12 protein-coding genes are annotated in these 14,104 nt (G+C 59.0%); 4 read left to right on the forward strand and 8 right to left on the reverse strand.

Annotated elements, in window-relative coordinates; all coding sequences use genetic code 11:
• Window positions 1-8: 8 nt before the first annotated feature.
• From mihF to pyrR, 7 genes are all read right to left on the reverse strand, one after another.
• Window positions 9-329 carry an integration host factor, actinobacterial type gene (mihF, locus tag QP968_RS06555; RefSeq protein WP_284855607.1) on the reverse strand — a complete coding sequence of 107 codons (321 nt, stop codon included), beginning with the start codon at window positions 327-329 and terminating at the stop codon, window positions 9-11.
• 236 nt (window positions 330-565) lie between these two features.
• On the reverse strand, window positions 566-1,402 hold the full coding sequence (gene pyrF, locus QP968_RS06560; RefSeq protein ID WP_284855608.1) for an orotidine-5'-phosphate decarboxylase: 837 nt from the start codon (window positions 1,400-1,402) through the stop codon (window positions 566-568).
• Entirely contained in the window at window positions 1,403-4,774 is a 3,372-nt protein-coding gene (gene carB, locus QP968_RS06565) for a carbamoyl-phosphate synthase large subunit (protein WP_284855609.1), read from the reverse strand.
• 23 nt (window positions 4,775-4,797) lie between these two features.
• Window positions 4,798-5,301: a carbamoyl-phosphate synthase domain-containing protein gene (locus QP968_RS06570; RefSeq protein ID WP_284855610.1), complete on the reverse strand. Its 504-nt coding sequence runs from the start codon at window positions 5,299-5,301 to the stop codon at window positions 4,798-4,800.
• 2 nt (window positions 5,302-5,303) lie between these two features.
• Window positions 5,304-6,614 (reverse strand): dihydroorotase, encoded by a 1,311-nt coding sequence (locus QP968_RS06575; RefSeq protein ID WP_284855611.1) that lies wholly within the window; start codon window positions 6,612-6,614, stop codon window positions 5,304-5,306.
• On the reverse strand, window positions 6,592-7,539 hold the full coding sequence (locus QP968_RS06580; RefSeq protein ID WP_284855612.1) for an aspartate carbamoyltransferase catalytic subunit: 948 nt from the start codon (window positions 7,537-7,539) through the stop codon (window positions 6,592-6,594). The genes QP968_RS06575 and QP968_RS06580 overlap by 23 nt, the downstream gene beginning before the upstream one ends.
• A complete protein-coding gene (gene pyrR, locus QP968_RS06585) occupies window positions 7,539-8,090 on the reverse strand; it encodes a bifunctional pyr operon transcriptional regulator/uracil phosphoribosyltransferase PyrR (RefSeq protein WP_284855613.1) in 552 nt (183 codons plus the stop codon). Before pyrR ends, QP968_RS06580 begins: the two co-directional genes overlap by 1 nt.
• Window positions 8,091-8,289: 199 nt before the next feature.
• On the opposite strand from pyrR, the gene QP968_RS06590 reads away from it, so the two are divergent.
• The 4 genes from QP968_RS06590 to QP968_RS06605 are packed head-to-tail and all read left to right on the forward strand — an operon-like array spanning window position 8,290 to window position 10,340.
• Window positions 8,290-8,760 (forward strand): YbjN domain-containing protein, encoded by a 471-nt coding sequence (locus tag QP968_RS06590; protein ID WP_284855614.1) that lies wholly within the window; start codon window positions 8,290-8,292, stop codon window positions 8,758-8,760.
• A 1-nt stretch (window position 8,761) separates the two neighbouring features.
• The gene (locus tag QP968_RS06595; protein ID WP_284855615.1) at window positions 8,762-9,226 is read left to right on the forward strand and encodes a YbjN domain-containing protein; all 465 of its coding nucleotides are present in this window, start codon (window positions 8,762-8,764) and stop codon (window positions 9,224-9,226) included.
• A 15-nt stretch (window positions 9,227-9,241) separates the two neighbouring features.
• A complete protein-coding gene (locus QP968_RS06600; RefSeq protein WP_284855616.1) occupies window positions 9,242-9,562 on the forward strand; it encodes a hypothetical protein in 321 nt (106 codons plus the stop codon).
• A 31-nt stretch (window positions 9,563-9,593) separates the two neighbouring features.
• Window positions 9,594-10,340 (forward strand): hypothetical protein, encoded by a 747-nt coding sequence (locus QP968_RS06605; RefSeq protein ID WP_284855617.1) that lies wholly within the window; start codon window positions 9,594-9,596, stop codon window positions 10,338-10,340.
• 122 nt (window positions 10,341-10,462) lie between these two features.
• On the opposite strand, the gene QP968_RS06610 is transcribed toward QP968_RS06605, so the two are convergent.
• Window positions 10,463-13,894: a Cna B-type domain-containing protein gene (locus QP968_RS06610; RefSeq protein ID WP_284855618.1), complete on the reverse strand. Its 3,432-nt coding sequence runs from the start codon at window positions 13,892-13,894 to the stop codon at window positions 10,463-10,465.
• Window positions 13,895-14,104 lie beyond the last annotated feature (210 nt).

Consider the following 14,104-nt stretch of genomic DNA (forward strand, 5'->3'; position numbering starts at 1 on the left):
GTCACCGATTAGTCCGCGAAGCCAAAACGCTCGAGCAGTGCACGGCGCTGACGCTCGCCGAGGCCACGCAGGCGACGGGTCTGAGCGATCTCCAGCTCTTCCATGATCTCGCGTGCCTTGACCTTGCCCACCTTCGGCAGAGCCTCCAGGAGAGCAGAGACCTTGGTCTTGCCGATGATCTCGTTGGACTCAGCCTTCGCGAGAACTTCCTTCAGGTTGGTCTCGCCGCGCTTCAGGGAAGCCTTCAGCTCTGCGCGCTGCTTACGTGCCTCTGCAGCCTTAGCCAGAGCTTCCTGGCGCTGCTCCGGGGTCAGTTGGGGAAGGGCCACTTCGGTTCCTCCATAAATAGTAGGGGTTAGTTAGTTTTTGACAGTCCAGTGTTTGAACCAACTCGACACTATTGCACAGCTGCTTTTCTAATTACAACCGTGTGATTGGCCGATCGCGGTTCAGTTTAACACTGGCCCTTGCTTAACGCGGTAACACTACCTGTGTTTCGGCATGTCACCGCGTCGACGTTTTCAACCTACCAGCAGTTTTAGGTTTTTCGCTAACTAGGGTTCGATTAGGTTGATGAAACCTGTTCTTTTGCCCGTTTACGCAGGTCTTCAACGTTCGGGCCAGCGGAGAGCACGGAGCGGGAAACATTCGGGAAAACAAGATGGCTGTTTGCGCCCGCAATGCGAGCGACATCAGACATCGTTGCACCCTGCGCCCCCACGCCAGGCATAAGCACCGGCGCGTTGAGGTGCTCTAACCGCGGCGGGTTCTTCACCGTGGCACCAACGACAACCCCAACGTGGCCCACATGGCCGATGTCGGTCTTGTTGTATTGAGCGCACTCATCAACCATGTGCTGGGCGACGGTGCCACCAGTGCTGCCTAGCTGCTGCTCCTGGAAGGCTTCGGCCTCCGGGTTGGAGTTGGCCGCCATGATGAACACGCCACGGCCCTTCTCCCCCGCCAGCGCAATGGCGGGGTCTAAGGAACCGACGCCGAGGTACGGGGTGAGAGTCACGGCATCGCAGCAGAGCGGTGAGGCATCATCGAGCCAGGCCGCCGCATAGCCAGCCATGGTGGAACCAATGTCCCCACGCTTAGCATCAGCGACAATGAGGGAGCCGCTACCCTTAGCGGCGGCGATAACCTCCTCCAATACTGCGAAGCCCTTGGAGCCAAAACGTTCAAAGAACGCCACCTGTGGCTTGATCAGGGCCACGTGGCCCGCAAAGGCTTCCACGCAGCGCAGCGAGAATTCGCGTAAGCCCTCTGCGTCATTGCTCAGCCCCCAGGCAGCAAGAAGCTGCTCGTGCGGGTCGATTCCTACGCACAGACGGCCGTAGTCCACGCCTGCATCAACTAGGCGTGCGCCAAAGCCTCGCCCAGTGCTCCCCTGGCTCATCTACTCCCCTGCCTGAACGTTGTGCTCGAGCTCTTGGAGGCTCGTCACAGTGATCTCATTGTCACGGAGGGATTCGATGCCCTGGACAGCCGCGGTAACACCCTGCACCGTGGTCATGATCGGCACGTTGGACACCACTGCGGCGGCGCGAATGTCGTAGCCGTCGTGGCGTGCACCGGCAGAACCAGCCGGAGTGTTGAGCACCAAATCAACCTCGCCGTCCAAAATGCGGTCGACGATGGACTTGCCCTCAGCACCAGCGCGGACGGCAGAAGCCTTGAGAGCGACCTCACACTCGATGCCGTTGCGGCGCAGCATCTGTGCAGTACCTTCCGTGGCCAGGACCTTGAAGCCCATGGTGGACAGGCGCTGGATTGGGAAGATCAGCGTGCGCTTGTCGCGGTTGGCCAGCGACACGAAGACAGTGCCCTCTGTGGGAAGTTCACCGAAGGCAGCGGCCTCAGCCTTGGTAAAGGCCACACCGAAGGACGGTGCCAAGCCCATGACCTCACCAGTGGACTTCATCTCCGGGCCGAGAATGGTGTCCAGCACGGCACCGTCCGGGCGACGGAAACGGGTGAACGGCAGGACAGCTTCCTTCACCGCAATTGGGTGATCAAGTGGCAGGGAACCACCGTCGTAAGTAGACGGAATGATGCCCTCCTCGCGTAGGTCGGCGATGGTAGCGCCAAGCATGATGCGCGCAGCAGCCTTGGCCAGGTGGACGCCAGTGGCCTTGGATACGAACGGCACGGTGCGGGAGGCACGCGGGTTGGCTTCAATGACGTAGAGGATGTCATCCTTGAGGGCGAACTGCACGTTCATCAGCCCCTTCACACCAATGCCATGCGCGAGCGCTTCGGCGGAACGGCGGACCTTGTCAATGTCGTCTGGGCCCAGAGTCATGGGCGGCAGTGCACACGCGGAGTCACCGGAGTGAATGCCGGCTTCCTCAATGTGCTCCATGACGCCGCCGAGGTAAACATCCTTGCCGTCGCAAAGCACATCCACGTCAATCTCAATGGCGTTGTCCAGGAAGCGGTCCACCAGCACCGGGTGGTCCGGGGACAGTTCGGTTGCGCGGTTGATGTAGTCGCGCAGGTTCTCCTCGTCGTAGACGATCTCCATGCCGCGGCCACCCAGGACGTAGGACGGGCGGACCAGCACCGGGTAACCAATACGGTTCGCCACCTCGCGGGCGCCTTCGAAGGAGGTTGCGGTGCCGTAGGCCGGGGCAGGCAGGTTCGCGGCTTCCAAGACCTTGCCAAACTCGCCACGGTCCTCAGCCAGATCGATGGCCTCAGGGGTGGTGCCCACGACGGGCACACCCGCGTCCGCAAGTTTCTGTGCAAGGCCGAGCGGGGTTTGGCCACCCAGCTGGACGATCACGCCGGCGACGGTGCCGGTGGCTGCCTCAGCGCGGTAGATCTCCATCACGTCTTCGAAGGTCAGTGGCTCAAAGTACAGACGATCAGCGGTATCGTAGTCGGTGGACACGGTCTCCGGGTTGCAATTGACCATCACCGTCTCATAGCCCACGCGGGAGAGCTCGAGGGCGGCGTGAACACAGGAGTAGTCAAACTCAATGCCTTGACCAATACGGTTCGGGCCTGAGCCGAGAATAATGACCTTCTCGCGCTCGCTCTCCTTTTCTTCCTGCGCGGAGCTTGCAACGCGCACTTCGGTTTCCGCATTCGGGTCATATTCATACGCGGAGTACAGGTACGGCACCTTCGCCTCGTAGGCACCAGCGCAGTTGTCTACCGTCTTGAAGGTCGGGGTGATGCCCAGCGACCAGCGCAATGAACGCACACCGTCTTCGCCGGCAAGCTCAGGGCGCAGAGCAGCGATCTGGGCATCGGACAGGCCGAAGACCTTGGCCTCGCGGAGCAGTTCGGCGTCGAGCACCGGGGCGCTTACAAGCACATTGCGGAACTCAATCAGTGCAACGAGCTCCTCGAGGAACCACGGGTCAATGCCAGAGGCCTTGTACACCTCATCGACGGTGGCGCCGAGGCGGAGGGCCAACTCGACGTCGTAAAGCCTTTTGTCCGTAGGCACCTTGAGATCCTCAAGCACAGCGGCGACATCCGTGGCGCGCTCGCCGGCGAAGTACTCATCCGGCTTGGTCCAGAAACCGTTCGGCTTGTCCTCCATGGAACGCATGACCTTGTTCAGGCCCTGGATGTAGTTGCGGCCAATGCCCATGGCCTCACCCACTGCCTTCATGGAAGTGCCCAGGGTCTCATCGGAGCCCGGGAACTTCTCAAAGGCGAAGCGCGGCATCTTCACAATGATGTAGTCCAAGGTTGGCTCTTCCAGTGCAGTGATGGCGCCGCCGGTCATGTCATTGGGGATCTCATCGAGCGTGTAGCCAATGGCCAGGAGGGTTGCCACCTTTGCAATCGGGTAGCCGGTTGCCTTGGATGCCAGCGCGGAGGAGCGGGACACGCGCGGGTTCATCTCAATGGTGATCATGCGGCCATCCACTGGGTTGATGGCGAACTGAATGTTGCAGCCACCGGTCCTCACACCTACCTCACGGATGATGGCCTTGCCCTGCTCAATCATCGTGGCTACTTCGGGCTCAGTCATGGTGAGCACCGGCGCCACAGTGACGGAGTCACCGGTGTGCACGCCCATCGCGTCCACGTTTTCAATGGTGGCGATGGTGATGCAGTTGTCATCCTTGTCCCGGATGAGCTCCAGTTCGATTTCCTTCCAACCGAGGATGGATTCCTCGATGAGGACATTCGCCTCGGGCGAAGCCGTCAGGCCATCACCGGCAATGCGGTGCAGGTCATCCATGTTGTATGCCAGACCGGAACCCAGACCACCCATGGTGAAGGACGGGCGGACAACGCACGGGAAGCCAAGCTCAGCGACGGTCTCTTCGACCTCTTCCATGGTGAAGCACACGCGGGAGCGAGCGGATTCGCCGCCGATCTTTTCCACGATGTCCTTGAACTTCTGGCGGTCCTCACCGCGCTCAATCGCGTCAATGTCTGCGCCGATGAGTTCAACGCCGTGCTTGTCCAAGATGCCCAAGCGATCCAGCTTGATCGCGGCATTCAGCGCGGTCTGCCCACCCAGGGTTGGCAGAATCGCATCCACCGGGTGCCCCTGCTCCTTCTCGCGGGCCAGGATGCGGTCAATGTATTCCGGCTCGATCGGCTCGACGTAGGTGTGGTCGGCGAATTCCGGGTCGGTCATGATGGTGGCCGGGTTGGAGTTCACCAGCGTGACGCGCAGGCCTTCAGCCTTAAGCACACGGCATGCCTGGGTGCCTGAGTAGTCGAACTCGCAGGCCTGGCCGATAACAATCGGGCCGGAGCCGATAACCAGGACGTGATTAAGATCTTCTCGCTTCATTGTTTTCTTCTCCCTGGTTTCTCTTAGGCTTCTTGCTTTTCTGCGATGATCTGGCCGCGCACGGTCTCACCCTTGCGGGTGGCGTCCGCGATGGCGCGGATGAGCATGCGGGTATCTACGCCCCACAGGCCGGTGACGTTCTGTGCGGTCATTTCTTCTTCGAGGCTGCGCTTCGCTTCATGGTTCGAAGCGATGCGTGAGAGGTCACGGATGATCACTGCGGAGACAGTGATGTCCGTCCTACCCTCGCCGGCACCTTGACCTGTCCAACCAACGTTGCCGATCTCCGGGGTAGCGAAGACGAGGATCTGACCCGAATGCTCCGGGACGCACATCTGCTGCTCGTAGCCGAACATGTCGGTGGTGAATGTCACCTCACCAGCAATGTCTGCGGCCGGTGCTGCGCCGAAGAGGAAGCCCGGGAACGTTGCACCGTTATCCAGCACGAGATTCGCGCGCGTGCGATTGCTTATCGACGAGGTGGTCTGGGTGTTCTGTGACTGGGAAGCTTGGTTAGTTGTTGTCACTGTTATGCCTTCTTTGCGGAGTAGGTTGTGGTGCCGCGCAGCCACGTGGAAATGACGCGGGCTTTGAATGTGGAGCCTTCATAGGGCGTGTTTGTGGATTTGGAGGCCATCTCAGTGCCATCAGCGGTCCACGGCGAATCCGGGTCGATGAGGGTGAGGTTGGCGGGCTCACCCACGGCGATTGGTCGCCCGTGGTCCGTCAGACGGAGGATTTCAGCCGGCCGTTCGCTCATGACCTTGGCCACGAAGCGCCAGTCCGCCAGGCCGGATTCGACGAAGATCTGGGCGATGATAGCCAGGGAGGTTTCCAGGCCGATCATGCCGGGCTTGGCGTTTTCAAACTCGACGCACTTGTCTTCAGAGCCGTGCGGTGCGTGATCGGTGGCCACGACGTCAATCGTGCCGTCCAGTAGCGCGTCGCGCAGCGCGAACGTGTCCTTGTTCTCACGAAGTGGTGGGTTGACGCGGTAGACACCGTCGTAGGTTTCCAGCTTGTCGTCCGTAAGCAGCAAGTGGTGTGGGGTGACCTCAGCGGTGACGTCAATCCCCTGCTCTTTGGCCCAGCGCAGGAGGGATACGGTGCCCTCGGTGGAGGCATGGCAGAGGTGGTAGCGCCCACCGTAGTCACGGGTCATGATCAGGTCGCGGGCAACGATGGATTCTTCCGCCACCCGTGGCCAGCCGCGCAGACCCAGACGAGCAGCGTTTTCACCCTCGTGGGCGCAGGAGCCCTCGGTCATGCGGTGGTCCTCAGCGTGCTGTGCCAGCACAACGTCATAGGCCTTCGCGTACTCGATGGCGCGGCGCATGAGCTGCGGGTCGTTGACACAGCGACCGTCATCAGAAAACATTCGCACGTGACCACGGGACATCAGCCCGATCTCGGTGAGTGTCTCCCCACCGAGACCCTTGGTGATGGAACCCACCGGATAAACATCGCACTTGCCGTAGGCCTGGCCCTTTTCCCACACCGCGTCGGCGAGGAAAGGCTGGTCGATGACAGGCTGGGTGTTCGCCATGGTGAACACAGCGGTGAAGCCGCCCGCCGCCGCAGCATCCGAACCCGTGGCAATGGTCTCCGTGTCTTCACGGCCCGGCTCACGCAGGTGCACGTGGACGTCGACAAGACCCGGCAGCAGCACGTTGCCGCCACAATCCACAACCTCGGAGGCATCGGTGAAGGGTGCATCACCGATGGACTCGATGACACCGGCCTCCACGCTGATGAGGATGTTCGTTTCTTCTTCGCCGTAGGGGCGCACATTATTCAAAGCAAGTGTTGTCACTGCCCTACTCCTTTCCTTCCAGCGCATCGTCGCCACTGGCTAGCAGGGTGAACAGCACCGCCATGCGGGTGTACACACCGTTTGTCACCTGGTCGAGGACCACGGTGTTGTCGCGGTCGGCGACATTGAAGTTGATTTCCATGCCGCGCAACATCGGCCCCGGGTGCATGATCAGGGTGTCAGCGCCAAGCTTGTCAGCGCGGTCCTGGGAGAGCCCGTACAAGGTGGCGTATTCGCGGTGGGACGGGAAGAAGCCTCCGTTCATGCGCTCAGCTTGCACGCGCAGCATCATCACAACTGCGGGTTTATCACTAGACGCGAGCTCCGCGTCAAAGTCATAGGCCACGCGGCACGGCCAGTTCTCCACACCGGTGGGCAGCAGAGTCGGCGGTGCAACGAGCACGACTTCTGCGCCGAGTGTGGACAGCAAGTCCACGTTGGAGCGCGCCACGCGGGAGTGCAAGATGTCACCGACGATGAGCACTTTCTTGCCTTCGACGGAACCAATGTGCTGGCGCATGGTCACGGCATCAAGCAGTGCCTGCGTCGGGTGCTGGTGCGAGCCATCGCCCGCATTAATAATCGCCGCACCCGGCACCCACTCACGCAGCAGATTCGGCGCACCGGAAGACGGGTGGCGCATGATGATCGCGTCCGCGCCCACGGCCTTCAAAGTGGCGGCGGTGTCTTTGAGGGACTCGCCCTTCTTCACACTGGAGCTGGATGCAGACACGTTGATCACGTCCGCGCTCATCCACTTGCCCGCCGTCTCAAAAGAGGAGCGGGTGCGCGTGGAGTTTTCGTAGAACAGCGTGAAGATAGTGCGCCCGCGCAGGGTGGGCAGCTTCTTCATCTCACGGCCATCCAGGGCTTCACGGAAACGGTCTGCCTCATCCATCAGCCCGATGATCTCTTCGCGGCTCAAGTCCGCGATGCTGATCAGATGCTTCATTATTCCTCGCCCTCTTTCATCAGGAGGACGGCATCTTCACCGTCGAAAGGTGTGAGCGTCACAGTGACGTCCTCGCTCAGTGCCGTTGGGATGTTTTTGCCCACGTAATCCGCGCGGATAGGCACGGCGCGGTGGCCGCGGTCCACGAGGACGGCGAGCTGGATAATGTCGGGGCGGCCGATAGCGCTCAAGGCGTCGAGTGCGGCGCGGATCGTGCGGCCGGAAAACAGCACATCATCAACCAGCACGATGGTCGCGCCGTTGATATCACCTGGAATGTCCGTGGGCCTCAATGCACGGTGCGGGCGGCGGCGCAGATCATCGCGGTAGAGGGTGACATCCAGGCTTCCAACAGGGACGTTCACCCCCGCGAATTCCTCAATCGCCGCGCCGATGCGCTGGGCCAAGGGCACTCCCCCAGATGGGATGCCCAACAGAATCACCGTTGGTGCACCAGGTGAATCGAGCGCTGTTTTCTCGATGATTTGGTGCGCGATGCGTGCAATCGTGCGCGAGACGTCACTAGCGTCAAGCAACTTCGTGGCACTCATCGAACCTCCTTCCCCGCCTCTCTGTGCGGAATTTAAAGGATGCTTCTTTTTAGCGCCTGCCAATGCTTGGTAGACGCTTGCAACACTAGCACTTTTTCCACTCGTGCACCCCACATCGCAGACCACATCACCGCCCACTTAACCCCCAGTGCAAACTAACCCGCCAAGCCCTCAACCGACACAGGTAACCTTGGGTGCCATGACCACACCCAATGAGAACCCCACTCCGGAGCTCACCGAGGACGATCGTGTCCGCGAGGTCGGCCTCGCCGACATTGCCGCCGTACTTGAGGGCGAGGGCTTGGAATACCGCCTGGAAGAGCCCGTTGTTCGCACCGGCTTCATCAACGCCGCGATGGTGTTCACCTTCGATGACGGCAAACTCGTTTTCGAGTCCGTGTGGCGCGGCGAGTTCGCGCCGGAGGATGTGTCCTCGCTGCTTTACGCCACGAATGAGTACAACCAGTCGCATTTCACACCAACTCTGCGTTTCTTCCAGAGTGAGGAGAACACCCTGGCCATCACGGGTATTCGGTCGCTGGATGTGAGCCGTGGCTTATCGACGAATCAGTTGGGCGCTTTCATCATCACCTCCATCAACGCAACCATGCAGGCTTTCAATTTCTTGGCTGAGTCTTTCCCAACAGCCGTGACGTGGGAGGAGAACTAAATTGACTACCGCGAATTCCACCCCCAGCCTGGTCACCATTGACCGCATCGTTGATGCTTTCGCCCAGTCCGGCGTGGGCGTCACCGCTGATTCCACCGGCCGCGTGGCGCAAGGCACCCACGACAACTTGGAACTCCTCGTTGTCCTGCTTGACTCTGTGTTCATCGTCCGCGCCGATTCCGCCACGGACACTGCCGCCGACTCCCCTGATGCGAATTACTACCTCGCCGCCAATGAGGTGAATTCCACCCTCATCGGCGCCCGCGCCATCGTGGGCAACAAGGCAGAGAACCTCGTCATCCGCACCGAGGCCGAAGTCTCCGTCGCCGCCGGCATGACCGACGAGCAACTCCGCTCCGCCTCCGACCGCGCAGTCAAGGCTGTTGTCAACGCACACAATGCCATGTCCGCTCTCTCCGAGCAGATCAGCGAAGCCCAAGCCAAGCTTGCCGACGACACCCCATAACCAGGAGGCCCCACCATGACCACCCCTTACGGCAACACCTACCCACCCCAGGAGCCACAGGACAACCAGCCCTACGGCACCCCACCTCAAGGCGCCCCGCAGTACCAGCAACCGTCCTACTGGCAACAACAACAGCCGTACGGCCAGCAGTCCTACGAGCAACAGCCCTACGGCCAGCCCAACCCGTACCAGGCAATGGACAAGAACGACTCCTCCACTGGCGGGATCCTGTCCACCATCTTCACGGCCGTCACACTGGGGCTCCCTCTGCTCATCTTGATTGGTACCTTCATTGCGCTTGCCATCGGCGTGTTAGTCGTCCTGTTCGCTGTGTGATCTGCGTATTTACCAAAGATTGGACGAAAGATTGTCGAGTCCTACATTCGAGCAATTTCTCCAAAACAAAAAGGAGTACGGCGATTGTTCTAGCTGGGCACTCTGGCGAATCGGTGCGTGTGAAAATCAACGCTTCGCGCCAGCCCCGGTCAATGCTCCAAAATTCTTCCTGAATTCATTCGTCCGGGACCTGAACAGAGTCGCTAGCGAAAGCGCCTACGGTGCTCTAGCAAAGCAGATTCATACCGACACTGTCTTAGTCGCTCTCAACTTCGCTGAGCGAGACGAACAAACAAAGAAGGCAACACAGGATCTCGCGTTTCATGCTTTTCACGAAGAAACTTCCCTCACCAGCGACCACCGGCTCCGCGATGCGTGCTTAGGTACACCACTGTGGGGAAGTTACATCACCGACCTCGTCAAATTTGAGGATGGCGCACTCACGCCCGTGCGTGACTCGAAGGCGACCAACATCAAGCAGAGACTAAAAGACAAAGACTTCTTGCAGGACCAGGTTCACGGACTGTGCGCCGAGCTTTCAGATCTAGGATGCGTGAATCCAATAATCGTCGCGCTCGGCAACGATGTCTATAACGCATTGACTCAAGGGCGAAATAATCCGTCTTTCAGCATGATCAAAAATTCCCTCGGGGCCGAGACTCACATCATCCGCCTACCCCACTACTCCAAGGCTGCGGGCATTAGTCACCATGACTATGTGGCCAAGGTCTATCAAGAATTATGGGGCAAGTTTCCTGAAATGACTCGCGCCGAGTAACCAGAGGCCTTCATCCCTACACCACTCAAGCTGTTGGTTACATGTCCTCCAAATACCTAATGGGTCCGATTGGTTGAACCATTCGGACCCATTTGTTTTGTGGCGCGTTCAGCGCATTGGGGTTACTGCTTACGCGACCTGACCATCAGTAGCGCTCCGCCGGCAATTGCGGCGAGTGCCAATGCCACCAGTCCCGTGACAGCGGCACCGGTGCTAGCCAGGTCCTTCTTAGGCCCACTCGGCTGCCCTGGCGTGGGGCCAGGCGTCGGGGTTTCGGAGGTACCCGGAGTCGGTGTCGGCGTCGGAGTGCCGGACGGACTCGGCGTCGGTGTCGGGGTTCCAGACGTTCCCGGCGTGGGAGTCGGCGTAGGCTTCGGGGTTGGAGTTGGTGTGGGTGTTGGTGTTGGGGTCGGCGTTGGAGTCGGCTCCGGCTTACGGGTGTTCGTCACCGTGACCTGGTAGTCGCCGTCGACATTTTTCACCTCAACCTTAGATGTGAATCCTTCGATCTCGTCTTCCTTCACCGTGTAGGTGACCGGTTCCTCGTCCACTACGGCTGGAAGGTTTGTGAACGTGTGCTTCCACTCGTTGTCAGCATTGAGTTCAACCTTGTCCCCAACGGGGGTGCTCTCCTCACCCTGCTTGCGGATGAGCTGGACCTTCACGGACTTCGGCGTGTCCTTCAGATCCGCACCCTTGTCGTCCTTCCATACCTTCTCAACAGTGACGTCGACCGGTGTGCGGACAGTGAACTGAGCAGAGGTGCGCATACGCAGCTTGGTGTTTTCAGCGCGGCCAACGGCCTTGTTCACCACAACGTCGCCACTCTTAGCGTTATGCAGTTCCGTCTTAATGGTGATCTTTTGCGCATCGCCGTAAGCCAAAGGAGCGTTCGTAATCACGCGTACTGCCGTGGCTTCTTCCTTCACGCCTTCTGACCAGATGTTAGATGGCTGACCCGTTGCACCATTGACTGTGGCATTCGGATCCTCATCGACCTTCGCTGGATCGACGGTGGTGCTGTACACCGTGGCACCTGCAGCGCCTTCGACGCCTGTCACCTTGAGCTTGCCTTCAAACTTCGAGCCCTGGGCATCGCCGTTGGCAGGAAGCACATCAATAACATCCGTCAGGTTCGACTTCGTTGGATCCTTAGATGTGAGTTCAATAGTCCACTCATTAGAAGCCACACCATTCGGCGCGGTTTCAATGACAGGCTCAGCCACATTCTTCTTCAGTGACGTGTAGCCGGCCTGCGGCACTGTCACCTTCGCCTGCGCCTTGCGGGTTTGCCCCTGACTCGTCGCTGTTACTTCGTTCGTCAGAACATCACCGGGCTTCGCAGCCTTCGGCATGATGGCCTTGTAGTTGATGATGCCCGGGTTCCCGTCCTCCAAAACGCGGAGGTTCGGCTCAACGTTTTCCTTCGTCCAGGTAAGCACCTGCTCGCCCTTGGAGTTTGTTGACACCTCAGGCTCAACATCAGCGCTGCCCGCGACATACTCCATACCCTTCGGCAGAGTGTCCTTGATTACCACCTGAGCATTAGGCATATTGGCAATCTCAGATTCCAGGCCGTAACGGATGGTGAAATCTGCTTCCTCACCCGGACCGTACTCCGGCTGCGCTGCGTCCTTCGCTACAACCGGCAAGGAACCCACCACACGCAGCAAATCGCGGCCAGGACCGGTGTACGGGTAACGCACCCCGTCAGTCACCACACCAGGACTGGCATAGGAAGGCGTGATCTCTTCTTCATCGGTAATACGCTGGAAGTAACGCTTAGCGTTAAGATCCATATTCCATTCGGTGTTGTCTTCCTCCAACACCGATGTAAACGTCCACACATCGTCACCAGGTTGAGCGTCATCATGGATCCGCTGCTCAACAGTCAGGTAGAAGCGAGACTTGGGGAGCTTGGACAGGTAAGCCTTGTCGTGTGGAATACGTACTTTAAGGGCCTTAACCGTGGATAGATCGGCCGGCTTGGTGTAACTCCAGCCGTCCTTTTCATCCTTCCCTTCATCAAATGGAGTTTCCTTCGTTCCGCATTTGAACAGGTTCGGGTCTTCCACCTCACCCGTGTAGTACAGGATCTTCAGGTCCTCGATGTGCTCACCGTAATAAACATTTGGTTTCGCCTCTGGATCAGCCACCACACGGGCATCGACGAAATCAACGCGCTTCGTATCTAAGGTGTTGCAGATCCAGGTGTCTGCAAAGCCGCCTGAATGATTAAACGAGTTACCCGGCCGGCGTGGGCCAATACCCGACACCGACATGACGGTGGCACCAGCAGGCGCACGAGAAGTATCGGACCAACCAATACCTGGGTAAGCCTTAGGCCACTGTGAAGCAACCACCCATGCACCAGTCCAGTTACCACGAACCAAGGGCGCCTTGTTCTCATTATTGGACGGGTCATCCTGAGCTGTTGAGCCATCTTCGGCGGTATACGTCGGCGCAGATGCCTCCAGGTGAATGTTGGTGTCCTCATTCTTATTTGGACCGGAGGTGACGTATGGCACCTTCACGCGAAGTTCACCAGCAGCAATGACCTCACGCGGGTGTTTGGGCTGCACCTGTGGCAGAAGCACACCATTCGAATCCAACTCTGCGCGCTTGGACGTGTAATCCAAATCAGACAACGTTAAGCGGAACGTGTTCTTCTTTCCCTCCACCGCGGTGAACTCACACGTAGGGAGCTTCGTGGTTTGGTTTTCTGGCTTGCCAAAAGCCGAGAATGGGTAGCCCGGCTGCACGCGATCGATCGGTGCGCAGGCGACATCCTGCAGCGTAATATCCTCGTCGTTCACGCCGTTGATGGTGATGTCATAACTGACGGTGTCCGGCCCCTTCGCAGAGCCTTTTGCGTGAGCCAGCGAGAAGGGGAAGTTCATGAACTGGAAGGTGTCCGGATCACCGGTCAGCGACGTCGCCGCGCCACCATCGAACTTGGCGTCCATGAGGAAAGGCGCAATCACAGGAATCTCAGGCAGCTCCGCCTCAAGCCCACGGAAGGTTGCCGTGGCTTTGACTTTCGACTTGCCCGGTCCGTCCACTTTCACACCTGACAGCACCATTTGAGCGGTTCCCTCATCACGCTCGCCGATGTCACAGGTCAGGGTGCGCTTATCTTCAGAAAGCTTCGAAGCGCCCTTGTCCCCACTCAAGCACTGGCTGGGAATCTCACCGAAATGAGCATTTTCGACGCTCACCGTGAGCAAGTTGTCTTTCGTCGGCCTGTTGCCTGGCGCCGCTGCTGAATCATTGATGTCCAGCCACCACACCATCGACAGCACATCAAGGCCGGAGGTCACCTCATTCGGCTGCTGTTTCCACTCACCAATGAGCTCATATGCTTTGGTGCCGCCACCGGCGGTTAGTCCATTGGAATCTGCAGCAGGTGCAGGTTCCTCCGCTGGGGCGTTATTTCCCTCGGCGGTCTCCGTGGCCGTCGCCATGTCGCTGCCAGGTGTGCCAGTAGCGGCGCTCCCAGTTTCAGTCGCGTACACAGATTGCGGTGCAAGCACCATGAACACTGCAAGAAGCATGGCGATGAGCACTACCACTGTGCTTTGTAGTCCACGCCCAAAAGCTTTCAACCCTGTCACTGCAAAACCTTTACTCAATCCGAAACCTATAACCAGCTCAATGCCAGACGATGAATAGCTAACAACATACTCGCTATGCTGCAAAAACTCGACTCCAATGCACAAAGCACGAGGAGGTAGCGCAAGCGCTATCTCCTAGCTGTTCAATGT

Origin of the sequence: Corynebacterium sp. MSK041 (genome assembly GCF_030232265.1) — a bacterium.
Classification (GTDB): Bacteria; Actinomycetota; Actinomycetes; order Mycobacteriales; family Mycobacteriaceae; genus Corynebacterium.